The 26,478-nt window shown below is 63.8% G+C and carries 25 protein-coding genes; 15 read left to right on the plus strand and 10 right to left on the minus strand.

Annotated elements, in window-relative coordinates; all coding sequences use genetic code 11:
- The first annotated feature begins 93 nt into the window (after positions 1-93).
- The 5 genes from ACYCVF_RS26580 (at position 94) to ACYCVF_RS26600 (ending at position 4,794) form a co-directional block, all read left to right on the plus strand.
- Positions 94-390, plus strand: a complete 297-nt coding sequence (locus ACYCVF_RS26580; RefSeq protein ID WP_459601807.1) for a gamma-butyrobetaine hydroxylase-like domain-containing protein — start codon at positions 94-96, stop codon at positions 388-390.
- Positions 391-646: 256 nt separating this feature from the next.
- Entirely contained in the window at positions 647-1,423 is a 777-nt protein-coding gene (locus tag ACYCVF_RS26585; RefSeq protein WP_459601301.1) for a Crp/Fnr family transcriptional regulator, read from the plus strand.
- Between the two features lie 181 nt (positions 1,424-1,604).
- Positions 1,605-3,026, plus strand: coding sequence for an ABC transporter substrate-binding protein (locus tag ACYCVF_RS26590; protein WP_459601303.1), 1,422 nt, complete (start codon positions 1,605-1,607; stop codon positions 3,024-3,026).
- Positions 3,023-3,925 carry an ABC transporter permease gene (locus ACYCVF_RS26595; protein WP_459601305.1) on the plus strand — a complete coding sequence of 301 codons (903 nt, stop codon included), beginning with the start codon at positions 3,023-3,025 and terminating at the stop codon, positions 3,923-3,925. The genes ACYCVF_RS26590 and ACYCVF_RS26595 overlap by 4 nt, the downstream gene beginning before the upstream one ends.
- On the plus strand, positions 3,922-4,794 hold the full coding sequence (locus tag ACYCVF_RS26600; RefSeq protein ID WP_459601307.1) for an ABC transporter ATP-binding protein: 873 nt from the start codon (positions 3,922-3,924) through the stop codon (positions 4,792-4,794). Before ACYCVF_RS26595 ends, ACYCVF_RS26600 begins: the two co-directional genes overlap by 4 nt.
- 208 nt (positions 4,795-5,002) lie before the next feature.
- Here the strand turns inward: ACYCVF_RS26600 and ACYCVF_RS26605 are convergent, their stop codons facing one another.
- From ACYCVF_RS26605 to ACYCVF_RS26635, 7 genes are all read right to left on the minus strand, one after another.
- A complete protein-coding gene (locus ACYCVF_RS26605; protein ID WP_459606680.1) occupies positions 5,003-6,061 on the minus strand; it encodes a YeiH family protein in 1,059 nt (352 codons plus the stop codon).
- Between the two features lie 111 nt (positions 6,062-6,172).
- Positions 6,173-6,391 (minus strand): hypothetical protein, encoded by a 219-nt coding sequence (locus ACYCVF_RS26610; RefSeq protein ID WP_459601311.1) that lies wholly within the window; start codon positions 6,389-6,391, stop codon positions 6,173-6,175.
- 165 nt (positions 6,392-6,556) lie between these two features.
- Positions 6,557-7,270: an ABC transporter ATP-binding protein gene (locus ACYCVF_RS26615; protein ID WP_459601313.1), complete on the minus strand. Its 714-nt coding sequence runs from the start codon at positions 7,268-7,270 to the stop codon at positions 6,557-6,559.
- Positions 7,267-8,022: an ABC transporter ATP-binding protein gene (locus ACYCVF_RS26620; protein WP_459601315.1), complete on the minus strand. Its 756-nt coding sequence runs from the start codon at positions 8,020-8,022 to the stop codon at positions 7,267-7,269. The genes ACYCVF_RS26615 and ACYCVF_RS26620 overlap by 4 nt, the downstream gene beginning before the upstream one ends.
- A 2-nt stretch (positions 8,023-8,024) precedes the next feature.
- On the minus strand, positions 8,025-9,044 hold the full coding sequence (locus ACYCVF_RS26625; RefSeq protein WP_459601317.1) for a branched-chain amino acid ABC transporter permease: 1,020 nt from the start codon (positions 9,042-9,044) through the stop codon (positions 8,025-8,027).
- Positions 9,041-9,943, minus strand: a complete 903-nt coding sequence (locus ACYCVF_RS26630) for a branched-chain amino acid ABC transporter permease (protein ID WP_459601319.1) — start codon at positions 9,941-9,943, stop codon at positions 9,041-9,043. The genes ACYCVF_RS26625 and ACYCVF_RS26630 overlap by 4 nt, the downstream gene beginning before the upstream one ends.
- A gap of 83 nt (positions 9,944-10,026) precedes the next feature.
- On the minus strand, positions 10,027-11,286 hold the full coding sequence (locus ACYCVF_RS26635; protein ID WP_459601321.1) for an ABC transporter substrate-binding protein: 1,260 nt from the start codon (positions 11,284-11,286) through the stop codon (positions 10,027-10,029).
- Between the two features lie 174 nt (positions 11,287-11,460).
- Between ACYCVF_RS26635 and ACYCVF_RS26640 the strand changes: the two genes are divergently transcribed.
- Genes ACYCVF_RS26640 through ACYCVF_RS26650 form a run of 3 tightly spaced genes read left to right on the plus strand, consistent with a single transcriptional unit; the run spans position 11,461 to position 15,499 of the window.
- Positions 11,461-12,954: an AMP-binding protein gene (locus ACYCVF_RS26640; RefSeq protein WP_459601809.1), complete on the plus strand. Its 1,494-nt coding sequence runs from the start codon at positions 11,461-11,463 to the stop codon at positions 12,952-12,954.
- Complete coding sequence (locus ACYCVF_RS26645) at positions 12,951-13,592, plus strand: TetR/AcrR family transcriptional regulator (protein ID WP_459601323.1); 642 nt, start codon at positions 12,951-12,953, stop codon at positions 13,590-13,592. Before ACYCVF_RS26640 ends, ACYCVF_RS26645 begins: the two co-directional genes overlap by 4 nt.
- Entirely contained in the window at positions 13,589-15,499 is a 1,911-nt protein-coding gene (locus tag ACYCVF_RS26650; RefSeq protein WP_459601325.1) for a flavin-containing monooxygenase, read from the plus strand. The genes ACYCVF_RS26645 and ACYCVF_RS26650 overlap by 4 nt, the downstream gene beginning before the upstream one ends.
- 140 nt (positions 15,500-15,639) lie before the next feature.
- Here ACYCVF_RS26650 and ald read toward each other — a convergent pair whose 3' ends face one another.
- Complete coding sequence (gene ald, locus ACYCVF_RS26655; RefSeq protein WP_459601327.1) at positions 15,640-16,755, minus strand: alanine dehydrogenase; 1,116 nt, start codon at positions 16,753-16,755, stop codon at positions 15,640-15,642.
- Positions 16,756-16,898: 143 nt separating this feature from the next.
- On the opposite strand from ald, the gene ACYCVF_RS26660 reads away from it, so the two are divergent.
- From ACYCVF_RS26660 to ACYCVF_RS26685, 6 genes are all read left to right on the plus strand, one after another.
- A complete protein-coding gene (locus tag ACYCVF_RS26660) occupies positions 16,899-17,375 on the plus strand; it encodes an Lrp/AsnC family transcriptional regulator (protein ID WP_459601329.1) in 477 nt (158 codons plus the stop codon).
- Positions 17,376-17,514: 139 nt separating this feature from the next.
- Positions 17,515-18,006: a (2Fe-2S)-binding protein gene (locus ACYCVF_RS26665; RefSeq protein ID WP_459601331.1), complete on the plus strand. Its 492-nt coding sequence runs from the start codon at positions 17,515-17,517 to the stop codon at positions 18,004-18,006.
- A complete protein-coding gene (locus tag ACYCVF_RS26670) occupies positions 18,003-19,019 on the plus strand; it encodes an FAD binding domain-containing protein (protein WP_459601333.1) in 1,017 nt (338 codons plus the stop codon). Before ACYCVF_RS26665 ends, ACYCVF_RS26670 begins: the two co-directional genes overlap by 4 nt.
- 7 nt (positions 19,020-19,026) lie before the next feature.
- On the plus strand, positions 19,027-21,231 hold the full coding sequence (locus ACYCVF_RS26675) for a xanthine dehydrogenase family protein molybdopterin-binding subunit (protein WP_459601335.1): 2,205 nt from the start codon (positions 19,027-19,029) through the stop codon (positions 21,229-21,231).
- 99 nt (positions 21,232-21,330) lie between these two features.
- Positions 21,331-23,688, plus strand: coding sequence for an Orn/Lys/Arg family decarboxylase (locus ACYCVF_RS26680; protein ID WP_459601337.1), 2,358 nt, complete (start codon positions 21,331-21,333; stop codon positions 23,686-23,688).
- Positions 23,689-23,694: 6 nt separating this feature from the next.
- A complete protein-coding gene (locus ACYCVF_RS26685; protein ID WP_459601339.1) occupies positions 23,695-24,270 on the plus strand; it encodes an N-acetyltransferase family protein in 576 nt (191 codons plus the stop codon).
- Positions 24,271-24,273: 3 nt separating this feature from the next.
- On the opposite strand, the gene ACYCVF_RS26690 is transcribed toward ACYCVF_RS26685, so the two are convergent.
- Together ACYCVF_RS26690 and ACYCVF_RS26695 are read right to left on the minus strand one after the other, a co-directional pair.
- Positions 24,274-24,486, minus strand: coding sequence for a hypothetical protein (locus tag ACYCVF_RS26690; RefSeq protein ID WP_061028480.1), 213 nt, complete (start codon positions 24,484-24,486; stop codon positions 24,274-24,276).
- A gap of 130 nt (positions 24,487-24,616) precedes the next feature.
- Positions 24,617-25,666, minus strand: coding sequence for a hydroxyacid dehydrogenase (locus ACYCVF_RS26695; protein ID WP_459601341.1), 1,050 nt, complete (start codon positions 25,664-25,666; stop codon positions 24,617-24,619).
- Between the two features lie 238 nt (positions 25,667-25,904).
- Here ACYCVF_RS26695 and ACYCVF_RS26700 point away from each other — a divergent pair, with 238 nt between their 5' ends.
- Positions 25,905-26,471, plus strand: coding sequence for a thiamine pyrophosphate-binding protein (locus tag ACYCVF_RS26700; protein WP_459601343.1), 567 nt, complete (start codon positions 25,905-25,907; stop codon positions 26,469-26,471).
- Positions 26,472-26,478: the final 7 nt, after the last annotated feature.

Consider the following 26,478-nt stretch of genomic DNA (forward strand, 5'->3'; position numbering starts at 1 on the left):
TGAAGGCACGCGGTCGTGTCCGCGCCGGCAATTAGTTGCTATTCACACATGCCCGCGCCGAATTAGATCGAAGTCGGAGGGTTCGTCATGACCATGACCTTGGTGGCACCGACCGTCGCCGACTGTGAACCAAGCGCCGACCTCGCCTCGCTCCTCGTCCGCACCACGCGGGACGAGGCGCTCAGCCTGCCGGCCGAAACACTGCGACTCTCCTGCAAATGCGCCCACTGCACGCGCGCCCGCTTCGACGGCCGCTTTCCCGAACGCTTTCCGGGTATCGCCATCACCGAAATCGGCGATCTCGGCTACGGGCTGAACATCTCGTTTTCGGATGGACATAACCGGGGAATTTATCCGAAGCCGTATCTGTTGAGTTTGGCGGGACGGTAGGTTCAGCACGCCAGGCAAGCGAGGGCGCAACCGCAGCTTCCACTGTCAAGACCGGCTTGACCGCGACATCCAGTACGTCGCGGCCTCTCCGTATCCCATTGACGTCTCTCGAGTACTGGATCGCCCGTTTTCGCGGGCGATGACCACTGTGTGAGGGGCGACGGTGCGCCACAGCCCGCCCGGCAGCAGCGCTTCCCACCTCCATCTGGCACGGACATTGCTCTTCTTTAGAACGGTTTGAACGTTCCGGAGGCAGATGATGTTGCAGGCCGCCAATGTGGTTCGCGGGACTATTCCCCCGGCAGTCCGGCCTGCGGGCAGTTCCTCGTTGCTGCTCACCGAGAACCAGCGATGGATCGGCGGACCGCCACCGCTGATGGACAAGCTGTCACCGCGTGAACGGGAGCTGGTGCTGAAGCAGGGGCGGCGCAAGGTGCTCAACCGCGGCCAGACGCTGTTCAGCCAGGGCGGCAAGCACGACGGCATCTGGCTGATCGAGAGCGGCCGGATCCGGGTGTTCTACACCTCTCCGCTGGGCCGCGAGATCACGCTGGCCTATTGGCATGTCGGCAATTTCGTCGGCGGCCCCGAAGTGTTCGAAGGCACCGTGCACCAATGGTCCGGCGTTGCATCCAGCAATTGCAGCGTCGTGCACTTGCCGGGAAAGGAGCTGCGGTCCCTTGCCACCGAGATCCCGAACCTTGCCATCGGCCTCATCGAAGGCCTGACCTTCAAAGGCAAATGCTATTCGGCGCTGGCCCAGATGCTGGGAACGCGTTCGATCACGCAGCGCCTCGCGCACCTGCTGCTTCATCTCGTCGAGCTCTATGGCGTCGACGACGCCGACGGCACGGTGATCGCCGCGGCCTTCACTCATGCCGATATCGCTCACATGGTCGGCGCTACCAGGCAATGGGTTACGATCAGCCTGAAGCGCATGCAGGAGAAGGGAATCGTGCAGACCAAGCGCTCGCAGATCGTGGTCTGCCGGACCGACGTGCTCGAAGAGATGCGCGGACACGCATCTGACTGAGAGAGTTTCCGGCCAGCCCCGATGCACAGACAAGCGGCTTTATAGTGCAGGACTGCCCAAGGAGTATGCAATCAGTTTTTCCCGGCAACTAATCGACTGCCGTCATCATTCCGGATTTGCCCTGTCCGAGCCCTCACCCAATCATGGCATCCACAGCACATCCAACCGAATGAGGATGAGAATGGTCCGCCATCTTTCCACGCTCTCGATCGCGATGTCGGTGACGTCGCTGACGCTTCTGATTGCACAGTCGGCCTCGGCGGAAACCGTGACGCTCGGAATCGGAACGCAGGACACCACGACCAACACAGTGACCGCCGGCGTCGTCATCCGCCAATTGCGCCTCCTCGAGAAATATCTGCCGAAGGACGGCAAATACGCCAACATCAAGTTCGAACTGGAGTGGCAGAACTTCACCTCAGGTCCGCCCGTCACCAACGCGATGATGGCGAACAAGCTCCAGATCGGCATGATGGGCGACTATCCGCTGATCGTGAACGGCTTCACCTTCGAGAGCAATCCGGAGAGCAAGAGCCGCCTGATCGGAATTGCCGCCTACAGTCTGTCCGGCTCCGGCAACGGCATGGTCGTTCACAAGGATTCGCCCTACTACGAACTCGCCGATCTCAAGGGCAAGCTCGTCAGCGTCCCCTTCGGCTCTGCCGCGCACGGCATGGTGCTGAAGGCGATGCAGGACCGCGGCTATCCATCCGACTTCTTCCAACTGGTCAGCCAGAGCCCGGAGGTCGGTTCGACCAACCTCCAGGAGAAGAAGATCGACGCGCATGCCGACTTCGTCCCCTTCGCCGAACTGCTGCCGTTCCGCGGCTTCGCACGCAAGATCTTCGACGGCGTCGAGACCAACCTGCCGACCTTCCACGGCATCGTCGTCCGCACGGATTTCGCCGAGAAATATCCCGAGGTCGTCGTCGCCTACTTCAAGGCGTTGATCGCCGCCAACCAGTGGCTGCGCGACGATCCCAAGCTTGCCGCGGAAAAGATCCAGGAATGGACTGGCATCAACAAGGAGGTCGTCTACATCTTCCTCGGACCCAGCGGCAACATGACGACTGACCCTACGATCAAGCCAGCGCTGATCGATGCGGCCGCAACTGACGTCAAGGTGCTGCAGAATCTCGGCCGCATGAAGGAGTTCGATCCAAAGAAGTGGGTCGACGACAGCTACATCCGCAAGGCCTATGCCGAGATGAAGCTCGACTACGACGCGCAGCTTGCGAGCACCAAGAATTACGAGATCTCCGGCGAGGACTCATTCTGCAAGAAGCCGATCGCGGATCCTCGGAAGGCCGGCGAGGTCTGGGTCGACGGGACCGGCATTCTGCCGTTCTCGTCCGCCGCCTGCACGCTGGGCGCCTATGCCGACTTCAAGGCGAAGGGCAAGAAGATCAACGTCGCCTATGTCTTCGATACCACGCGCGGCATCAAGCTGTTCGCCGACCAGGCCTTCTTCGCGGTCGCCAATGGCGATGTCACCCCGTTCCTGCTGAAGAAGGACGCGGAGGCCCATGCGGCCAAGATCAGCGGCAAGGTGCTCGGCTTCGACGAAGCAGTGAAGGCGGCCATCAGCGGAGGCAGGACGTGAGCAGTCCCGCCATCCTCAGACATCCCGAGGACAACATGCCGGCAATCGCAGAGGCGGGCCCAGTGCCCGCCATCACGCCGCCCGCAGCGCCCGCCTCCCTCGGCACGCTCGCGCTGCGCTGGTACCGGCTCAACCAGGGCCGGCTGCGCGCAACCGCGATCGGCATCATCTCGCTGGTCGCCTTCCTGCTGGTCTGGCACCTGCTCACGAGCTATCGCGTCGTGTTCTTCGTGCGCTTCACCAACGTGCCCTCGCCCCTTGCAGTCTATGCCAGCTTCACCAAGGCGATGCACGACCCCAAATTCCTGATGCACATCGCGCTGAGCTGCCGACGCATCTTCATCGGCTTCTCGCTCGCGGCGATCGTCGGGGTGCCGCTTGGCCTGATCATGGGCCGGTTCAAGCTAGTGCATCAAGTGATCTTCCCCGTGGCCGAAGTGCTGCGGCCCATTCCGGCGATTGCCTGGGTGCCGATGGCGATCATGCTGTGGCCGACCAACGAGCAGAGCATCGTCTTCATCACCTTCCTCGGTTCGTTCTTCCCGATCCTGGTCAATACGCTGCACGGCATGTCGCTGGTCGATCCCGTGCTGGTGCGAGCTGCTCAATGTCTCGGGGCGCGGGAACGCTCGATCTTCCGCGAGGTGTATTTTCCGGCCTCGCTGCCGCACGTCTTCACCGGTCTCACCGTCGGGATGGGCGTTGCCTGGGTGTCGCTGATCGCGGCCGAGATGATCTCCGGGCAGTACGGTATCGGTTATTTCACCTGGGAGGCCTATTCGCTGGTCCAGTATGCCGACATTGCGCTTGGCATGATCGCAATCGGCGTGCTCGGCCTCGGATCGAGCCTGCTCATCAGGGGTGTGGGGCAATTGGCGATGCCGTGGAGATCAACATGAGCGAGATGCTTGCGAAAACTCCGAAGGGCCATATCGAGGTCAAGAACTTCTCCCTCGCCTATGAGTCCATCGAGGGACCGGTTCAGGCCGTCACCGACACGCAGATTCATGTCGAGCCCGGCGAGTTCGTCTCAATCGTTGGCCCCTCCGGCTGCGGAAAATCTACGCTGCTGAACGCGGTCGCGGGCTTCCTCAAGCCCACAACAGGCATCGTCACCGTCGACGGCGAGCGTGTGAACGGCCCCAGCGCCGAGCGCGGCATGGTGTTCCAGCAATATTCGCTGTTTCCCTGGAAGACGGTGCGGGAGAACGTCGAGTTCGGCCTCAAGATGCGCGGCATGCCTCGTTCGCAGCGCGAGCGCGCCGCGCGAACCCTGCTGGGACTCGCGGGCCTCGAAGCGTTCGAGAAGCACTATCCGGAAAAGCTCTCCGGCGGCATGAAGCAGCGCGTCGGCATCGTCCGCGCGCTCGCGACAGGCCCAAAGGTGCTGCTGCTCGATGAGCCCTTCGGCGCGCTGGACGCACAGACGCGGGTCATCATGCAGCAGATCCTCACCAACATGTGGCAGCGGTTGAAAATTTCGGTGCTGTTCGTCACCCACGACATCGACGAGGCGATCTTCCTCTCCGACCGAGTTTATTGCATGACCGCGCGCCCCGGCTCGATCAAGGCGGAGATCCCGATTCCGCTGGAGCGGCCGCGGCAGCAATCGATGATGATGTCGTCCGAATTCCTGGCGCTGCGCCGCGGGCTGATGTCGCTGATCCGCGAGGAAAGCCTGAAGGCGATGGGCGGCGAGATCAACGACATGGGCATGCAGGGACTGAGCATCGAGTTGCACGGGCACTCGTTGGCGGATGTGATCTAGGTGAAAACTCTCGTACCTTGCGCGGTGCTTTTCCTTCTCCCCTTGTGGGAGAAGGTGGCGCGAAGCGCCGGATGAGGGGTCTCTCTCCGCGCATTCACTGCAACAGATTCATTCGCGGATAGAGCCCCTCACCCGTCTCGCCACTACGCGGCGAGCCACCCTCTCCCACAAGGGGAGAGGGTGCACTGCCATCGCCGCGCGATTATTTTCACTTGAACCAGTGCACCAGCGCGATGCTGATGCCGAGCAGAAGCAGCAGCGACAGCGTCACGGCGGCGGTCACGCGTCCGCCGACGTTGGCGAGCACGCGGACGTCGACGCCGAGACCAAGCGCCGCCATCGAGACCACGGTGAGAAAGCCGGTGATCTTCGTGACCGGACCGACCACCGTGACCGGCACGATCTCCAGTGATCGGAGGGTTGCGAGCGCGAGGAAACCGAGGATGAACCAGGGGACGAGGCGGAAGAAGCCGACATTGGTCTTCTTGGCATCGGCCTGCCAGCGCGAGGCAATCAGGGATAGGCCGACCACGACCGGTCCGAGCATCAGCACACGCATCAGTTTCACGAGCGTGCCGATCTGGGTCGAGACGAGTCCGGCCGGCACTGTGGCGGCCAGAACCTGCGGCACCGCATAGACGGTGAGGCCCGCGAGGATGCCGTATTGCGTGGCCGACAATTGCAGCAGCGGGATCAGGAGCGGCAGCCCAAGCACCATCATCACGCCCAGGATCGCGGTGAAGGAGATTGAGGATGCGATCTCGTCGTTGTTGGCGCCGATGATCGGCGCCACCGCGGCAATCGCGGAGTTGCCGCAGATCGAATTGCCGCAGGCGATCAGGATCGATAGCCGCGTCGACAGCCCAAGCATCCGGCCCAGGCCGAAGGAGACGCAGAGCGCGATCACCACGACGGCCGCAATCGAGGCGAGGAGCGCGATGCCCGAGGCCGCGATCGCGGCGAAGCTGATGGAAGCGCCGAGCAGCATGACCGCGACTTCGAGCAGCTGCTTGGCGCTGAAGGCGATGCCGGCCTGCCAGCGCGGCGCCGGCTTCCAGAAGCTCCGCAGGGCCATGCCAAGCAGAATCGCCATGACCAGCGCCTCGACATAGGGATGCTCGAACATGCCCAGTTCCGCCCGTTCGAGCAGGGCCGAGACTCCAGCGACCACAACGCAGAGGAGAATGCCCGGAATCAGTGCCGCAATACGGCTTGCTGCGGTGGCCGGCTTGGTTTCGGCCGGGCTGGATGCTTGATTCTGCGACACAAATCTCTCCCAGAGGAGAAAGATTTATACGCAGCGGGCTGCCGTTGGGAAATAAGTTTTCGACATATCAGGCCCGAGGGCAGTTCTATCCTCAGCCCGGAATAATCGGCCTCAGAAGATCAGGCTCTTGGCGAGCGAAGCGACGCGGCTAAAGCCGTCATAGACGCCGGGCTCGAAGAAGGCGGCGCGGGCAAGCACAATACCCGCAACCAGCGACCAGAACAGGCCGGTGCCGACCCGCAGCAGAAGATTCGACGTACGCGACCGCGGCTGGGTGTCCGTCGCGGACACCAGCTGCTCGCCGAAGGGCTCATATCCGGTACGTTCCATGGCGCTGCCAATCCATCAATTTCTGATGGGAATGTCGTCGTTTCGGCCTCAAACGGCAATGGAAGCGATTGGCGTTTTTGCCCTCGCGAAGGAAAACTCCTTTCGTTGGACTAGCGCAGAACGATAGTTTTCTTCTTCCGGCCTATCTGGACACCGGCATCCCGCTTACAGGGCCAGATAGCGGCGGCGGATCGCCTCGTTGGCCTTCAACTCATCGATCCCGGCGGCGTAGACGATCTGGCCCTTGTCGATGACGGTCGCATGGCTCGCCAGCCCCAGGCAGAAATGCATGTTCTGCTCGGCGATCAGCACGGTCGATCCGAGTGAACGGAGCTGCCGCAGGAGCTCGCCGATCCGCTGCACGATGATCGGTGCGAGGCCCTCGCTCGGCTCATCCAGCAGCAGCAGCGCCGGATTTCCCATCAGCGTGCGCGCGATCGCAAGCATTTGCTGCTCGCCGCCGGAGAGGCGCCCGGCGATGCGGTGGCGCAGCGGCTCCAGCAGCGGAAAGACGTCGTAGATGCGCCTGATCGGCCATTCGTCCTGCCCCTCCGGCCCGCGTTTCCTGCCAATGACGAGATTGTCCTCGACCGTGTGCTCGGGAAAGATCTGGCGGTCCTCCGGCACGAAGCCGAGGCCGGCGCGTGCGATGGTGTGCGGCTTAAGACCGGAGATTACGGTCCCGCGCAGGCTCACCCTGCCCCGCCGCGGCGGCGCCAGCCCCATGATCGCCTTCATCGTCGTCGACTTGCCGGCGCCGTTACGGCCGAGCAGCGCCATGGTCTCTCCCTGCCGCACCGACAGTCCGACGCCGAACAGGATCTGGCTGGTGCCGTAATAGACATCGAGATCGGCAACTTCGATCACGGCGGTGCTCATGCGGGGGCTCCCGCATGCTCGGTGCCGAGATAGGCTTCGATCACGGCGCTGTTGCTGCGGATCTCGTCGGGCGTGCCGGTGGCGAGGATGCGGCCGTAGCACAGCACGACGATCTTGGGCGCGATCTTGAACACGATGTCCATGTCGTGCTCGATGAAGACGACCGTGATCTTCTGGATGTCCCAGAGCTCGCGCACCTTGTCGATCATGCGCCAGCGCTCTTCCGGGCCCATGCCGGCAGTTGGCTCATCCAGCAGCAGCACTTTTGGTTCGAGCACGAGTGCCAGCGCGATATCGAGCAGCTTCTGGTCGCCATGCGACAGCGTTGCCGCCGTGCGATGCCGCTTGCTCGCCAAACCCAGCAGCTCCATCACATGCTCGGCGCGGTCGCGCGTCTCGGGCAAGGGAAAGCGCTTGTGAAGCACCGCAGAGGTGCGCTGGTCCGCGCTGACGGCGGCGAGCATGGTTTCCTGTACCGTCAGCGACTTGAAGATGCTCGCGACCTGGAAGGCGCGGCCGATACCGTGCCGCACGATCTCGGGCGGCGAGCGGCCGGCAAGATCGACGCCGTCGAGCAGAACCTGGCCGGAATCCGGCTTCAAGGCACCAGTGATCAGATTGAAGAAGGTGCTCTTGCCTGCGCCATTCGGGCCGATCACCGCGGTGAGCGAGCCGCCGGGAAAGTCGAGCGAGACGTCGTTGGTCGCCTTCACGCCGCCGAACGATTTTGCGAGGTTGCGGATCTCAAGCATCGTTAGCGCCCCTCGCCTGTCTCGCGCCGGTCCCAAAACCATTCGGCGACGAAATCGAGCAGGCCTTTGCGCAGGCCCAGCGCAAAGAACAGGATAACCACGCCGAGCACGATGCCGTGATACTCGGTGAAGCGCGTCACGGTGTCGTTGAGCAGAAGCAGCAACACAGTGCCGACCATCGGGCCGAGGAACGTCGAGACGCCGCCGAGCATGTTGATGAAGATGCCCTCGCCCGAGATCGTCCAATAGGCGAACTCCGGATAGGCGCCCGACACGAACAGCGCCATCACCATGCCGCCCATCGAGGCGAACACAGCAGCCAGCACGAACACGGTGAGTTTTGCGCGCCAGACGTCGATACCGAGGAAACTCGCGCGCGCGGCGTTGTCGCGGATCATGCGCAGCGTGTAACCGAACGGCGACTGCGCGATCTGGCGCATCGCGAGCAGGCCCAGGATCAGAAGCGCGCAGCTCGTGACATAGAGATGGACATGATTGGACAGATCGATGCCGAGAAAGACGGGCCGCGGGATGCCGCCGCGCAGGCCCTGGTCGCCGCCAGTGAACGAGGCCCAGGACAATATGGTCGAATGGATCAGCATCTGGAAGGCGAGCGTGACGAAGGCGAAATAGATCTCCTTCAGCCGCACGCAGATCGCGCCGATGATCGCGGCGATCACCGCGGTGATCGCGAGCGTCGCGACGAAGGCCAGGGGAATGGGCACGCCGAGCTTCTGCATGATCAGGCCGAAGCTGTAGGCGCCAAGGCCGAAGAACATGCCATGACCGAACGAGGTCAGGCCGGTATAGCCGACCAGAAGATTGAGCGAGGTCGCGAACAGGCCGTAGGCGGAGCAGCGGATGACGAAATCGAGTAGCGCCTTGCTGCCGGTGAACAGCGGCAGGCTGGCCAGCACGGCAAAAGCGATCAGTGCGATCAGCACGTCGCGATAACGTTGCAGCGCTACACCGCTACGCACCGGGGCCAACCGCTCGGCGCGTCCTGCCTCCAGCTCGGTCATGCCGCCTCCTTGCCGAACAGGCCGGTGGGTTTGGAGACCAGCACGATCACCATGAACAGATACATCAGGCCTTCCGTGAACAGGGGAAAGCCGAGCGAGCCGAACGAGCGGATCAGGCCCAGCAGCAGCGCGCCGATCAGCGCGCCCAGGATCGAACCCATACCGCCGATCACGGTGACGATGAAGGACTCGATCAGCACCGAAAATCCCATGCCGGGCGTGAGCGAACGCACCGGTGCAGCCAGCGCCCCGGCAAGGCCCGCCAGCATGCCGCCGAGCGCGAACACGCCGCCATAGATCAGGCCGGTATTGATGCCGAGCGCCGAAACCATGCCGGGATTGTGCGCGGCCGCGCGGATCACCTTGCCGATGCGGCTGCGCGAGAGCCCGATGCCGAGCACGATGGCGGCAACAAGAGCGACGCCGATCAGCAGCAGATAATATGGCGGCACCACGCCGCCGGCGATGAACAGCGGCATCACCTGGAAAGCCGCCGGCATGCCCATCGCCTTGAATTCGGGCCCCCAGATGATGCGTACGACGTCGTCGAAGATCAGCACGAAAGCGTAGCAGACCAGGAGCTGCATCAGGACATCGGCGCCGTAGACGCGGCTCATGAAGACACGCTCGAAGATCAGGCCGAGAACCGCAGTGCCGGCCGCGCCCGCGAGCATCGCCAGCGCAAAACTGCCCGTGAGCTGATAGGTCGTCATCGCGAAATAGGCGCCGAACATGTAGAAGGCGCCGTGGCTGAAATTGACCACCTTGAGCACGCCGAAGATCAGCGTCAGCCCGACGGCGACCAGGAACAGCAGCATGCCGATGATGAGGCCGCTGGTGGTTTGCGTCACCAGGCAGGCGGAGCTGGAGAGGCAGCCGGCAAGCGCATCGAGATCCACGAGAGCACTTTCATTGCAGCGCGCCCGGTGTGGCGCGGAAAACAAGAGGCGGAGACGGTCGCCCGCCTCCGCCGCACATCAGATCAGGTGTATCCCTTGCTCTTCTTCCACTCGGCTTCGAGCTCGAAGATGGTCTTCCAGTCGCCGGCCTTGACCTCGGGCACGTAAGGCTCCTGCGGGATCGTGGTGCCCCATCCGATGGCATAGCCGACCAGCGTGTGGTCGTCGCCGCGCATGGTCACGGTGCCGTCGGCGCCGAAGGGACACTTGATCTTGAGGCCCTTCAGGACCTCCGCGATCTTCTTGCCATCGGCGGAGTTCGCCTTCTTCGCGGCCTCGGCGACGAACATCACCGCAGTCGCGTTCTGCCACGACCAGTTGGTCGGATACTCGTTGTACTTGGCCCTGTAGGCATCGCCCCAGGCGGCGTTCTCCGGCGTGGTGGGGAAGGTCTTGATGTAGCGGTTGCCGGAGTGGATGCCCTTGGGCAGGTTCTTCACCACGGTGAGCGCGGTGTAGTCGGCCATGTTGACCGCGAACACCTCCATCTGGCTGAACATCGCGTAGATGTTGGCCTGGTCGATGTAGGAGGTGAGATCGCCGCCCCACAGGCATGAGTACAGTGCCTGCGGCTTGGCCTGGAGAATCTTCGTCACCACCTCGGTGTAATCGGGCTGGAACAGCTTCGGCCAGGACTCGCTGATGATCTCCACATCAGGCGCGAAGCGTTTCAGGTAGAGGGTGAACTCACCGGTGGTATCGCGGCCGTAGGCGTAGTCCGGCGAGCACGTCGCCCATTTTTTCAGGCCCTTTGCTTTCGCGATCGACGCAGCATAGCTGCCGCCGACGATGGAATCGTGGATGCCCTGGCGCACGCAACGAAACGCGTTCGGAATGTGCTGCTTTGGATCCGCCGTCAGCGAGGAAGCCTCCGAGCAGGTATGGATGCAGAGCACGCCGAGATCACGCGCGACTTCATGAACCGCGAACGATCCGGACGACGCCTCGCCATCGAGCAGCAACTCGCAGCCGTCGGTGTTGACCAGCTCGCGCGCGACGCGGGCCGCTTCCTGCGGCTGGCCCTTGGAGTCGCGGATCACCATCTCGATCTGCCGGCCGGCGAGGCCGCCGGCACCGTTGACCTTCTCGACCTCGAGCATCACCGCATTGCGCGAGGACGTGCCGAGCTGCGCGACGCGGCCCGACAGGATCGTCGGCATTCCGATCTTGATCGTCTTGGCTTGCGCACGCGCCACCCATGGCGCGGCAACACTCATCGCACCGGCGCCCATCAGCGCCAGTGTTGAACGGCGGCTGATGCCCGGCCTGCGGGTTCTCGTCATTTTCCCCTCCCTCTTTCGGGTCGGCGTTTCCTGGTCCCTTGCCGGAGATCGTCTCGTCTCCGTGTTTCGCAAGGATTTCAGAGGTAGGGGGGTGACGTCAAGCCAAAGATGAATTACGAGTCAGAATTCATCGAAGTAGGAAGCGAGAGCCGGCGATCGGCTAAATTCCAGCGAATGATCAACCTGTCGAGCTTCATCGCCTTTCATGCCCGGCGTACGCCGGAGCGGCCTGCGCTGAAATATCGCGGCGAGGAGATTTCCTACGCGGTCTTCGATCGGCGCGTCCGCAAGGTCGCGGGCTGGCTTGCAGCACAAGGCATCGGCCCCGGCGATGTCGTGGCCGTGCTGATGAAGAACAGCGCAGCGTTCCTGGAGCTGGTGTTTGCCACCAGTCATCTCGGCGCGGTCTTCCTGCCGATCAACTTCCGCCTCTCCCACGATGAGGTCGGCTACATCGTCGGCAATGCCGGCGCGCGCCTGCTGATCGTCGATGAGGAACTGGCCGCGAATGCCGCGGGCGCCAAGACTGTTGCACTGAACGAAGCCGCGCAGCAGAGCATCACGCATCTCACAGGCGACACGCCGCCCGCACCGATGCATGTGCGCCAACCATCCGACTTGATGCGGCTGATGTACACCTCGGGCACGACCGATCGTCCCAAGGGCGTGATGCTCACTTACGATAATTTCTACTGGAAGTCCGCCGACCAGACGATTGCGCTCGGCCTCGGTGCCGAAACGCGGCTTCTCGTCGTCGGCCCGCTCTATCACGTCGGCGCACTCGATCTGCCGGGTATCGCCGTGCTCTGGCATGGCGGCTTCATCCGCATCGAACGCAATTTCGAGGCTGAGGCCGCGCTCGCCGCGATCGCGGAGGACAAGCTGGGCGCGGCGTGGTTCGCGCCGGTCATGACGACGGCGATGCTCACCTGCCCGATGCGCCACCGCTACGACGTCTCCAGTCTGAAATGGGCGATCGGCGGCGGCGAGAAGACGCCGGAGCTGCGCATCCGCGCCTTTTCGGAACACTTCCGCAACGCACGCTATATCGACGCCTATGGCCTCACCGAGACCGTCGGCGGCGACACCTTCATGGAAGCCGGCCGCGAGATCGAGAAGATCGGCTCGACCGGTCGCGCCATCGCGCACGTGGAAATCGAGATCCGCGACGAGGACGGCAAGGCGCTGCCGCCGAACGTCAACGGCGAGATCTGCCTGCGCGGACCGAAAATCACACGCGGCTACTGGAAGGATCCGGAGAAGACGGCCTCGGCCTTCTTCGGCGACTGGTTCCGCAGCGGCGACGTCGGCTATCTCGACGACGAGGGCTTTCTGTACCTGACCGACCGCAAGAAGGACATGATCATCTCCGGCGGCGAGAACATCGCCTCCTCCGAGGTCGAGCGTGTCATCTACGACCTTTCCGACGTGCGCGAGGTCGCCGTGATCGGCCTGCGCGATGCGCGCTGGGGCGAGCGCCCGGTCGCCATCGTCGTGCTGGCTGAAGGCGCCAGCCTCGACCTCCCTGCCCTCACCGAACACTGCCGCGCGCGGCTGGCGAGCTTCAAGGTACCGAAGCAGCTCGTCATCCGCGACAGCCTGCCGCGCAACCCAAGCGGAAAGGTTCTCAAGCGCGTGCTCCGCGCCGAGCTGGAGACGTCTGAATGACGCAAGTCAACGCCAAGGTGACAAAGCTCAACCGCGTCGAGCGCAACGCCTGGACCAAACAGAAGATCTTCGAGGCCGCCACCAAGGTCGTGGGCAGATACGGCTACGCGGAAGCATCGGTCGCCCGCATCACCGAACAGGCCGGCGTCGCGCAAGGCACCTTCTACAATCATTTCGAGAACCGCCAGGAATTGCTCGACCAGCTCCTGCCCAAGATCGGCCTCGACATGGTCGAGTTCATCCGCGCCCGCACCGGCACGGCGGACGCAGCGCGGCAGGAGATCGAGCGCTTCTCCGCCTTCTTCGACTTCATCCGCGAGGTGCCGGAATTCTTGCGCATCCTCAACGAAGCCGAGTTCTTCGCGCCCATCGGCTACCAGAAGCATCTCGACAACATCGCAACCGCCTATGTGCGCATCTTGCGCCGCGCCCGTCTCGCCGGTGCCATCGAGGACTACAGCGACGAGGAATTCGAGGCGATCGTCCACATGCTGATGGGCGCGCGCGGCTATCTCAGCCGCCGCTATTCCTATTCGGGAGGCGGCGTCACCGCCGTGCCCGACCACGTCATCTCCGCCTATCGCAAGCTGATGACGCGCGGCCTCTTCACTGCCTCCGGAGATCAGGACACGCCATGAACATCGAATCTCCACACAAGCTGCTCGACCTCGCCTCGGCAATCGCCGAGGGCGATATCCGTTGCCTGCTGATGGTGCTGGTGCACATGACGGGCGACGAGAAATGGCTGGCCCCACCCTATCTGCCCAAGCGCGATATCAGCCTGATCCCCGATCCCGAGGCCGGGGTGCCGCGAGAGATCCAGAACGAAATCCGCGCCGCCGTCGTCCAGCTGTTTGCCGAGGGGATGCCCACGCCTGTCATCACCGATCCCGGCGAGGAACTGCTGCTCAGGATGATGCGCGCCTGTCTCGGCGAGAACGTCGCGCCGGAATATGCCCCGTTGATGCGCGAGGAGATGGGCTTCGTAACGCGCGAGGCGCGCTGGACCAGGCCTCCTTCCGACGAGAAGCTTGCCGACCAGCACGTGCTGATCGTCGGCGCCGGCGTCTGCGCCATCGCGCTCGGCGTGGCGCTCGGCCATCTCGGCATTCCCTACACCATCGTCGAGAAGAACGAAGAACTCGGCGGCACTTGGTGGATCAACCGCTATCCCGGCTGCGGCGTCGATACGCCGAACCACTCCTATTCGTATTCCTTCGGTGCGCGCAATGCCTGGACGCGCTACTTCTGCCAGCGCGAGGAACTGCTCGGCTATTTGCTGAAGGTCGCCGACGAATACGGCATCCGCAGGCACCTGCGCGTCAATACCGAGCTGACCTCGTCCCGCTGGGATGAAGGCAAGAAACGGTGGATTTCGACGCTGAAGACCGCGAACGGCGAAGAGACTTTCGAGTCCACTGCGCTGGTCAGTGCCATCGGCCAGCTCAACGATCCCTCCCGCGCCCGCTTCAAGGGGGAGAACGACTTCAAGGGAACGATCCTGCATTCTGCATTCTGGTCGGACGACATCAAGTTCGACGGCAAGCATGTCGCCGTGATCGGAACCGGCGCGACATCGATGCAGCTCGTGCCCTCGATCGCCGGACGCGCTGCCTCGGTCACGGTCTACCAGCGCAGCGCGCAATGGGCGCGGCCCGTGAAAGGCTATGCTGACCCGATCAGCGAGGGCGCGCGCTGGCTGCTGGCGCATCTGCCGTTCTATGTGCAGTGGTATCGCTTCAACATGTTCTGGCGCTACGGCGACGGCCTCTTGCCTTTCTTGCGCAAGGATCCGGCTTGGCCGCATCCCGAGCGCGCCGTCAACAAAGGCAATGACCGGCACCGCCAGGAGCTGACCGACTTCATCCTGTCGGAATTGCAGGACCGACCAGATCTGATCGAGAAATGCGTGCCAACCTATCCGCCCTACGGCAAGCGCATCCTGCTCGACAACAACTGGTTCAAGACCTTGAAACGAGACGACGTCGAGCTCGTCACCGATGCGATCGACCATTTCGACGAACGCGGCATCGTCACCGCCGACGGCAAGCAACGCCCGGCCGACATCATCGTCGTCGCCACCGGCTTCAAGGTGACGGAGATGGCGGCGCGCCTCAACATCAGCGGACGCGGTGGCAGGAACCTGCGCGAGGCCTGGGACAACGACAACCCGACCGCGTTTCTCGGCCTCACTGTTCCCGACTTTCCAAACTTCTTCTGCATGCTCGGTCCGAATTCAGGGCCGGCCCATGGCGGCAGCGTGATTTTCCAGTCGGAATGCCAGAGCCGCTACATCTCGGCGTGTCTCGTCCACATGATCGAGCATGACGTCGCAGCGGTCGATGTCCGACAGGACGTGCTGGACGAGTACGTCCGCAAGGTCGATGCCGAGCACGAGGCGATGATCTGGACCCATCCGGGCATGACGACCTACTACCGCAATTCGAGCGGTCGCGTGTTCTCAGCGATGCCGTGGCGGTTCGTCGATTATTGGCGAATGACGCACGACCCGGATCTGCGACAGTACAGGCTGACGGTGGGCTAAGGCGTGGCCGCATGATCGCTGTGGCGATAGCACCCCACTCTCACCTCATCGTCATTGCGAGCGCAGCGAAGCAATCCAGAGTCCTCCCGCGGAAAGGTTCTGGATTGCTTCGCTGCGCTCGCAATGACGGACCTGCGTGGCTACGCCGCCAACCCGCTCTCGACCGGCGCGAACTCCAGGCCTAGGCTTTCCGCTACCGCCTTGTTCGTGATGCGGCCGCGATGCACGTTGAGCCCGTTACGCAAATGCGGGTTCTCCAGCACCGCCGCAAACCCCTTGTTCGCGAGCATCAGTCCAAACGGCAGCGTGGCATTGTTCAGGGCCTGGCTCGAGGTTACCGGCACCGCGCCCGGCATGTTGGCGACGCAATAATGCACGATGCCGTCGACCTCGTAGGTTGGCTCAGCGTGCGTGGTCGGATGAGAGGTCTCGAAGCAACCGCCCTGGTCGATCGCGACGTCGACCAGCACGGCCCCCGGCCGCATCGATTTCAGCATGGCGCGCGTGACAAGCTTAGGCGCACTGGCGCCGGGCACCAGGACTGCACCGATGACGACGTCGGCGGCGAACACCTCGTCCTCGACCGCCTCCATCGTCGAGAAACGCGTGCGCACGCGTCCGGCAAAGAGATCGTCCAGTTCACGCAGGCGCGGAATCGAGCGGTCGATCACGGTGACTTCGGCACCAAGGCCGGCGGCCATGCGTGCCGCCTGCGTCCCCACCACGCCGCCGCCGAGCACGACCACGCGTGCCGCCTGCACGCCGGGCACGCCGCCAAGCAGCAACCCGCGGCCGCCGGCAGATCGCTTGAGCGCGGCGCCGGCGGCCTCGATGGCGAGGCGGCCGGCGACTTCGCTCATCGGGGCGAGCAGCGGGAGGCGACCGCTCGCATCCGTGACGGTCTCATAGGCGACCGCAGTGCAGCCGGAGGCCAGCAGGCCCCTGGCCTGTTCCGGATCCGGCGCAAGGTGAAGATAAGTGAACAGGATCTGATTTTCGCGGAGCTGGGCCCATTCGCTCTTTTGTGGCTCCTTGACCTTCACGATCATGTCGGACTTGGCAAAGATTTCGCGGGCGGTCTCGGCAATGGAAGCCCCTGCCCGCCGATACACCTCGTCCGATGCGCCGATGCCGCTGCCGGCACCGGTCTCGACGGCCACCTGGTGCCCGGCGGCGACGTATTCGCGGACGGCGCCCGGGGTGAGCCCGACGCGATATTCCTGCACCTTGACCTCCCTGGGCACACCGACGCGCATCCTGAACTCCCTCGCCAACACGTTGATTCCGTTGATCATCGTAGCGGCGACCGCAGTTTGGTTTCGTGCAAATATCCGCTAGGTTCGCGGCTGGCGCGCCGGTTTCCGGCGCGAAAATGTCTTTTTACGCTGGAAACGAAACCTTGGCCCTCGACAGGAAAGACCTCGCGATACTCGCGGAACTCACCACCAATGCGCGGGCCAGCCACACCGAGCTCGCCAACAAGATCGGCCTGTCGAGCACGGCGCTGGCGCGGCGGCAGAAGGCGCTGGAGGACGAGGGCTACATTCAGGCCTATCAGGCCGCACTGGACCTTGCCCAGTTCGGCCTCACGACCACTGTGCTGGTTCGCATCGCGCTGGAGAGCCAGAGCGACGATGCTCTGAAGGCGTTCGAGGCGGAGGTCGTCAAGTGCCCCTCCGTCGTACGCTGCTTCCTGATGTCGGGGACCGACGACTACATCCTGATTGTGCTCGCCCGCGACATCCAGGATTTCGAGCGCATCCACCGCACCGAGCTATCGCGGCTGCCACGTGTTGCCCGCGTGCAATCGAGCTTCGCGCTACGCGAGGTCGTCAATCGGTCCGTGCCGACCGTGGTGTTCGGCGAGAAGCGCTGATCTCGTCCGGACCACCGGGAGATCCGGTCGGGAACCAAGCAATCCGTCATCCGTTGGGCGCTATTGGCCAGCGGCGGCGACGGATCCTGGCGTCAGCATCCAAACCTGCTCAGCTCGGCCTCTCCGCAGGGAACAGAAAATGGCCGACATCACGGATCAAATCCCCGAACGCATTCCGATCAATCTCGTCGTCAACGGCGTCAGGCGCGCGCTCGAGGTCGTGCCGTGGACCACGCTTCTGGATGCCCTGCGTGACCGTCTGGAGCTGACCGGTACCAAAAAGGGCTGCGATCACGGCCAATGCGGCGCCTGCACGGTGTTGGTCGATGGTCGGCGCGTCAATTCCTGCCTGACGCTCGCCGTCATGAAGGATGGCGCCGAGATCACGACGATCGAAGGCCTGTCCAGGGACGGCGGGCTGCATCCCCTGCAGCAGGCCTTCATCGACCACGACGCATTCCAATGCGGTTACTGCACGCCGGGACAGATCTGCTCGGCGGCCGGCCTCATGGCCGAAGGCCGCGCCCGGGATGCCGATGAGATCAGGGAACTGATGAGTGGAAATCTCTGCCGCTGCGGCGCCTACCCCAACATCGTGGCTGCGATCGAGCAGGCAATGAGCCGATCATGAACAACTTCCAGTATTCTCGCGCAAGCGACCTTGCCGACGCCATTCGCCTGCTCGCCGCCGATCCAGGCGCGAAGCTGATTGCCGGCGGCACCAACCTGATCGATCTGATGAAGGAGAATGTCGAATGCCCCTCACGGCTGATCGACATTTCCCGCCTGCCGCTCCGCAACATCGAAGAGACTGCTGACGGCGGCCTGCACATCGGCGCCCTGGTGCCGAATTCGGATCTCGCCTACCATCCGCTGATCGAGCAGCGCTATCCCCTGCTCGCCAGTGCGATCCTCGCCGGCGCCTCCGCGCAACTGCGCAACATGGCCTCCGTCGGCGGAAACCTGATGCAACGAACGCGCTGCGCCTACTTCTACGACACCACGACGCCTTGCAACAAGCGAAGCCCCGGCACGGGCTGCGCGGCATTCGATGGCCTCAACCGCAACCACGCAATCCTCGGCACCAGCAAATCCTGCATCGCGACCAATCCATCCGACATGAGCGTGGCGCTGGCGGCACTTGGCGCGCTTGTGCACATTGCAGGCCCCCGCGGTCAGCGCACCATCGCGCTGACCGATTTCCATCGGCTGCCGGGTGATACGCCTCATGTCGATACAGATCTCGGCAGCGGCGAGATCATCACCGCAATCGAGCTGCCGCCGCGCGGCTTTGCCCGCAACTACAGCTATCTGAAGATTCGCGACCGGCTGTCCTACGCCTTTGCTCTGGTCTCGGTCGCGGCGGCGCTCGAACTGGAGGGCAATGCGATCAGCGAAGCGCGCCTGGCGCTCGGCGGCGTTGCCCACAAGCCCTGGCGAAGTGCTGAAGCCGAAGCGACATTGCGCGGCCAGGCGGCAACGCCGGATCATTTCGGGCGCGCCGCCGACCTGCTACTGCAGGGAGCAATGGCTCGCTCGCACAACGGCTTCAAGATTGAGCTCGCGCGCCGAGCCATCGTGCGTACGCTGGTGCAGGCCACACGCGCAACGCCGCAATCACAAGCTCACAAGAAGATCGCGTGAGGGACAGATGAACGCCTATGTCGGAACACCAACGTCGCGCGTCGACGGCCGGGCCAAAGTCACCGGGGCTGCCAAATATGCCGGCGAATTCACAGCAGATCATCTCCTCCATGGCTTTATCGTGGAAGCAACCATTCCGCGCGGGCGCATCGCTCGCCTCGATACGAGCGAGGCGTTGAAGGTCAAGGGTGTGGTCGACGTGCTGACCCATGCGCATCGCCCACCCCTCGCCGACAAGGACGATGCCTGGAAGGACGAGGTGGCGCCGGAGAAGGGCTCGCCGTTCCGCCCGCTCTACGACGACAGGATCAAGTTCAACGGCCAGCCGATCGCGCTGGTCGTGGCCGAGGACTGGGAGACTGCCAAGTTCGCCGCAACCCGCGTCCGCGTCGAATACGAGCAGGAGGCGTTTGCGACCGACCTCGAATCCGAACGCAGCGGGGCTGCCGACGTGGATCAGCCGCACAAGCCCCGCGGCGACGCCGCGGCAGCGCTCACGCGCGCGGCCGTCCGGCATGAAGCTGCCTACGTCCTTCCGAGCGAGCATCACAATCCAATGGAGCTCTACGCAACGACGGCCGTCTGGGAGGGCAACGGCAGGCTCGTTGTTTACGACAAGACGCAGGGGGTCCAGAACGTCCAGAAGTTCCTCTGCAGCGTCTTCGGAAAGAAGCCGGACGACATCCGCGTGATCTCGCCCTATGTCGGCGGCGCGTTCGGATCAGGCCTGCGGCCGCAGCATCAGGTGGTCTTGGCGACGCTCGCCGCGCTCGAGCTGAAGCGATCCGTCCGCGTCGTGCTGACACGGCAGCAGATGTACGGCCTGGGCTATCGTCCCATGACCATCGAGCGCGTTGCGCTTGGCGCAAGCCCGGACGGCAGGCTCGATGCGGTCACGCACGAAGCGGTTGCGGTCACATCGCGCTACGAGGATTTCTCGCGCAACGATACAGGCTGGGCGGAACAGCTCTACAAGAGCTCCAACAGCCACCTCTCCCACAAGCTCGTCCACCTCGATGTCGCCACCCCCTGCGACATGCGCGCGCCCGGCGCGGCAACGGGCGTGTGCGCCCTCGAATGCGCCATGGACGAATTGGCCGTCGCCCTCAAGCTCGATCCGCTCGAGCTGCGGCTGAAGTGCTATTCGGATCGCGACCAGTCCGAGGACCTGCCCTACACCAGCAAGCAGCTGCGCGAATGCTACGCCCGCGGCGCGGAAGCCTTCGGCTGGGCCAGGCGCGATCCCGCGCCGCGCTCCATGCGCGATGGAAAGGAGCTGGTGGGCTGGGGCATGGCAACGGGCGTATGGGAAGCACTTCAGATGCCGGTCGCGGTCCGTATCGTGCTGACCTCGAACGGCCATGCCGAAATCTCCTGTGCCGCGTCCGACATCGGCACCGGCACCTACACCATCGTGGCGCAAGTGGCCGCCGATGCGCTGGGCCTGCCGATCGAGAACATCAGCGTCAGGCTCGCCGATTCGACCTTGCCGCAAGCCCCGGTCGAGGGCGGCTCCTGGATGGCGGCATCCAGCGCGCACGCCGTGCTGGGCGCGGCCGAAGACATTCGTCAGGAGCTCGCACGCCTCGCCAAGGCGATGCCGGGCTCGCCACTCGCTGACGTCGATGCCGCCGACGTCACCTTGGTCGACGGCATGATCGCCAGCAACGGCAAGGACGGGCCTGCCCTTTCGGTTGCGGACGTCATGCGCCACGGCAAGATCGAGCGGATCGAGAAGGAGAAGCTCAACCAGTTCGGGGAGGACAAATCGCACGCCCGCAATACGCATTCGGCGGTTTTCGCCGAGGTGAAGGTCGACGAGGAGATCGGCGTGATCCGCGTCACGCGAGTCGTGAGCGCGGTTGCTGCCGGCCGCATCCTTAATATCAAGACCGGCCGCAGCCAGATCATGGGCAGCGTGGTCTGGGGAATCGGAATGGCGCTCCACGAGGAGACGCAGATGGACCACCGCTTCGGCCGCATCATGAACGCGAACATCGCCGAGTACCACATTCCCGTGAATGCCGACATTCACGACATCGACGTCATTTTCGTCGACGAGCCGGACGAGCGGATCAACAGGCTCGGCGTCAAGGGGCTCGGCGAGATCGGCATCGTCGGCGTGCCTGCGGCGATTGCGAACGCCGTCTATCACGCCACCGGCAAGCGGATCCGTCGCTTCCCGATCACGCTGGACAAGCTGCTGGACTGAGGCCGCAGACACTCGAACATTCCCGCGGCACTCGGGCGTGTCATCCAGCTGTCATCGAATGTGCCGAGAGCTGTGTCTCTGCCACATTCGGGACCCGACATGGACTATTTCAAGCGCTTCAACTTCCTGTTCGCCGCACCTGTTTTCGACGCCGACGATCTCGAGGGACTTCGCTTCAACCAGATCATCGAGGAGATCCAGCGTTCCGGATTCGAGGTGGTCCGGGCCCGCAAGCTGGAGGACGCCGAGATGGCGGTGCAGACCGATGCGGCGATCGGCTGCATGGTGGTGGACTGGGGCAAGAAGGGCCTCGAGGGCAAGACCTCGGCGCTGATCAATCTGATGCGCCGCAGGGGCCTCGACTTCCCGATCATCCTCCTGATCCGTCGCAAGCGGTTCGAGGACCTGCCGGTCGAGGTGCTCGATTTCATCGACGGCTATGTGTTCCTGTCCGAGGAGACCCCACCCTTCATCGCCAAGAATCTGATCAGCCGTCTCAAGCAATATGCCGAGACGCTCAAGACACCGTTCTTCGGCGCGCTGGTCGACTACGCCGAGGAGGGCAACCAGCTCTGGACCTGTCCGGGTCACAATGGCGGCGTGTTCTACAACCGCAGCCCGATCGGGCGTGTGTTCGTCGAGCATCTCGGCGAATCCGTGTTCCGCGACGACCTCGATAATTCCGTGCTCGATCTCGGCGACCTCCTCACCCATGAAGGTCCGGCACTGAAGGCGCAGAAAGAAGCAGCCCAGATCTTCGGCGCGGAGAAAACCTATTTCGTGCTCAACGGCACCTCGACCTCGAACAAGGTCGCGCTCGGCGCCCTCGTCACCGACGGTGACCTCGTGTTGTTCGACCGCAACAACCACAAGGCCGCCCATCACGGCGCCCTGATGATCAATGGCGGCGTCCCCATTTACGTCCCGACCGTCCGCAATGCCTGGGGCCTGATCGGCCCGATGCGCTGGGACATGCTCGATGAAGGGGCCCTGCGCGAGGCGATCCGTCATCATCCCCTGGTCGCGGACAAGAACGCCTGGCGCAAGGAACGGCCGTTCCGTGTCGCCGTGGTCGAGCAGTGCACCTATGACGGCTCGATCCACAGCGCGGACATGATCCTGAAGCGCATCGGCCATCTCTGCGACTACATCCTGTTCGACGAGGCCTGGGCCGGCTTCATGAAGTTCCACCCGCTCTATGCCGGCCGCTTTGCCATGGGTCTGGCGAATCTTCCCCCGGAGGCACCCGGCATCATCGCGACGCAGTCGACCCACAAGCAGCTGGCGAGCTTCTCGCAGGCCTCCCAGATCCACATCAAGGACCGTCACATCCGCGGCCAGAAGCGGCGCGTCGAGCACCGCCGCTTCAACGAGAGCTTCATGCAGCATGCATCGACGTCTCCCTTCTATCCGCTGTTCGCCTCGCTCGACGTCGGTGCGCAGATGATGAAGGGTCGCTCCGGCGAAGTGCTGTGGGACGACACGATCCGGCTGGGCATCGAGCTGCGCAAGAAAATCCGTGCGATGCGGCGGGAGTTCGAGGATAACGAGCAGAACCCGGACCGGCGCTGGTTCTTCGAGCCGTTCGTTCCCGACCGCATCGCCATTCCCGATGTCGCCCGCCCCGGCGCCGTCCACAACGTCGCCTGGGAGACGCTCTCCACCGACGAGCTCGCCACCAATCCCGCGCTGTGGCAGCTCTCTCCGGACACCAACTGGCACGGCTTTCCCGATCTCGCGGAAGGCCTTGCCATGACCGATCCGAACAAGCTGACCTTGCTCACCCCCGGATTCGATCGCGCGACCGGCGCTTATGCCGGGCACGGGATCCCCGCCCCCGTCGTCGCGCAATACTTGCGCGAAAACCGCATCGTCCCCGAGAAGAACGACCTCAACTCCCTGCTCTTCCTGCTCACCCCCGGCGTCGAGGCGAGCAAGGCCGGCACGCTGATCTCCGGCCTCGTTGCATTCAAGAGGCTCCATGACGACAATGCGCTGCTGGCGGACGCGATCCCGGAGTTCCATCAACGGCGGCAGGCGCGCTACGCCGGCGTGCGTCTGCGCGATCTCTGCGGCGACATGCACCGTTTCTTCCGCGCCGCCGACGTCAGCGGGCTCCAGGCGCGGCAGTTCATGCCCGAGCACATGCCCGAGATCGCAATGTCGCCCCGCGATGCCGCGCGCTATCTGTTCCGCAACGACGTCGATTATCTGCCGATCGAGGCGATCACGGGACGCATCGCCACCACGCCCTTCGTGGTCTATCCGCCCGGCATCGCCACCATCGTGCCCGGCGAGCGGCTGACGGAACGGGCCAAGCCCATGATCGATTATCTCAAGATGTTCGAGACCTGCTTCAACACGTTCCCGGGCTTCGACGTCGAGATACAGGGCGTCTACAAGGAGGTCGATGCGAACGGGCGCATCGGGCTCTACACTTATGTCGTTGCCGAGTAGGTGGCGATGAACGAAACAGCTGCGCGGGCGAGTGACGAACCCGTTCTGGTCAGGCCGTCACGCGAAAGCGATGTCGAGGCGATGCTGGCGATCTACCGCCATCACGTCCGCAATGGTGTACCACGCGATGTCGAGGGGACCGGCGCCCCTGAGCCGGATGATCTGCGCGACCGGCGCAAGAACCTGAAGCAGACCCGCCTGCCGCATCTGGTCGCGACCTATCGCGGCGAGGTCGTCGGCTATGCCTATGCCGTGCTGTTCCGCAAGCGTCCCGCCTATCGCTACGCGGCCAAGCACTCGATCTACGTCCACCACGCGCATCTCGGCCGCGGGGTTGGACGGCTTCTCCTTCAGGAATTGATCGATGCCTGCGCGGCGGCCGGCTTCCGCCAGATGATCGGCTATATCGACGCCGACAACGCGCCCTCGCTGGCGCTTCACGAGAGGTTCGGCTTTGCGCGCGCCGGCCTGCTCTGCGGCGTCGCCTATCGCCACGGCCGCTGGTCCGACACCGTCATGGTGCAACGCTCGCTCGGCGCGGGGACGACGGCACCCCCGCCCGGCGCAACGCCTGGCAAGTAGGCCTTACGAGGGAAAGTCAGCCGGTCTGACGTGGATCCGATCGGCATGCAGCGACCAATGAGGCAACGCCTGATCCTCGCAGAACTTCGCCTTCGCCCGCTCCATAGCCTCGTCCTCGTCGGCGGCGTCGACCTCCAGCGTGCCCTGGCAAATCTCGCACTGCCGACCGTACTCGCCGAGAACGTCCTTCATGAACCTGACGACATAAGTTGACATGAGACCTCCTGCTGCCCCAGCAGCATCCTAATCCGATTTATGCCGGGCGGGGGAAGGAGATTTTGAGGCGGATCAAAGTGCCGAACGGGCAGCGACTTTCGCCATGCCCTGGAATGACCACGTGGTGTGCTTAACCCGGCGTCACGCCGAACGCCTCCTTGAAGCGCTCCGCATAACGCGGCCAGACCTCGGGATTGATGATGCGCGGGGGGCGCTTGCCGTCGAGCACATCCAGCACCTGCTCGGCGGCGATGCGGCCCATGTTCTGGCGCGCCTCGATGGTGACGCCTGCCGTGTGCGGGCTCGCCAGCACGTTGTCGAGCTGGAGCAGCGGATGCTCCGGCGGCGGCGGCTCCTTGGACCAGACGTCGAGGCCGGCACCCGCAATGCGCTTGTCGCGCAACGCCTGGAGCAGCGCGTCCTCGTCGTGGATGAAGCCGCGCGCCGTGGTGATGAAATAGGCATGCGGCTGCATCAGCGCGAATTCGCGCACGCTGATCATGTTGCGGCTACCCTTGTTGAGCGGGCAGGAGATCGAGACGAAATCGGCGCGGCGCAGGAGCTCGTCGAGCTCCACCTTTTCCCCGCCCCGCTCGGCCATCACCTCTGCCGAGAGATACGGATCATAGGCCAGCACCTTCATGCCGAGCAGGCCCTTGCACAGCGCAGCGATGCGGCGGCCGACATTACCGAGGCCGATGATGCCGACCGTCTTGCCCTCGACCTCGTTGCCGACGAGCTCGTTGCGGTTGACGTCGCGCTCGCGGCGCAGGCGACGGTCCGACTGGATGATGCGCTTGGACAGCGTCAGCATCATCGCCAGCGCATGCTCGGCGACTGAATGGGCGTTGCCGCCGGACTGGTTGACGACGACGACGCCCGCATCCGTGCAGGCCTCGACGTCGACCGGGTCAAAGCCCGCGCCATTGCTGGAGACCAGCAGCAGATTCGGTGTCCGCTTCAGGAAGGCGGCATCGACGTGAAAATGCGGGGCCAGTTCGTCGCGGGCGGCGCCGATCTGGTAGACATGGGCCGCGCTCAGGATCGGCGCATAGAAATCCTCAGGGCTTTCATTCTCGATCCGATCGAGCCGGACGTCGGGCCGCGCCTTCAGGATGTCGATATAGATGGGATTGGCCAGGTATTTGACGTAGAAGACACGCTTGCTGTTGACCGACATCGGGACCCTTCCGGCTCGCTCGCGAAGGAGCTCGGCAAGGTCGGCACGACGCCCCCTCCGGTGCTTCCTCCCGTTTTTTCGTTGCCGCACTTGTGACATGGCGGTAGCGGCCAAGGCAGGCCAATTCGCGCAGATCACCGTGCCGGCCGGGACATGTTGACAATCCCATTGCCTGCGTCAAGTTCGGCGGACCGCCGCGACGGCCGGAAAGAAGCATGCGCGGCTAAGGGAGAACGCAATGGCGATTGCGGAACAACAGACCTCGCGCCAGGTGGCTGAAGGCTCCATCGAAAGGAGTTGGCACGACATCGTCCTGCAAACGTTGAAGCGGAACGAGATCAGCCTTGTGCCTTACGTGCCCGACCGCGTTCTGACGCCGCTGATCAAGAACCTGCACGCGGATCCCTTCTTCACCACCTTTGCCACCGCCCGCGAGGAGGAAGCGGTCGGCATCGTCTCGGGCGCCTGGATGGGCGGGCGGCGCGGCGCGGTGCTGATGCAGACCTCCGGCTTTGCCACGCTGGCCAACGTGCTGGCCTCGCTTGCGGTGCCCTACCAGATCCCGCTGATCATGTTCGTCTCCGAGCGCGGCACGCTCGGCGAGTTCAATTACGGCCAGTCGCTGGTCTGCCGCACCATGCGCCCGGTGCTCGATTCACTGGCGCTGGAGCACCACACCATCACCCGGCTCGATGAGCTCGAATTCATCGCCGACCGCTCGATCAAGCAGGCCGTCACCACGCAGGCGCCGGTGGCGCTGATCCTCAACCCGCTGCTCACCGGCGGCAAGACTTTCGTCAAGTGAGGCCGGC

Source organism: Bradyrhizobium cedriense, assembly GCF_054602315.1.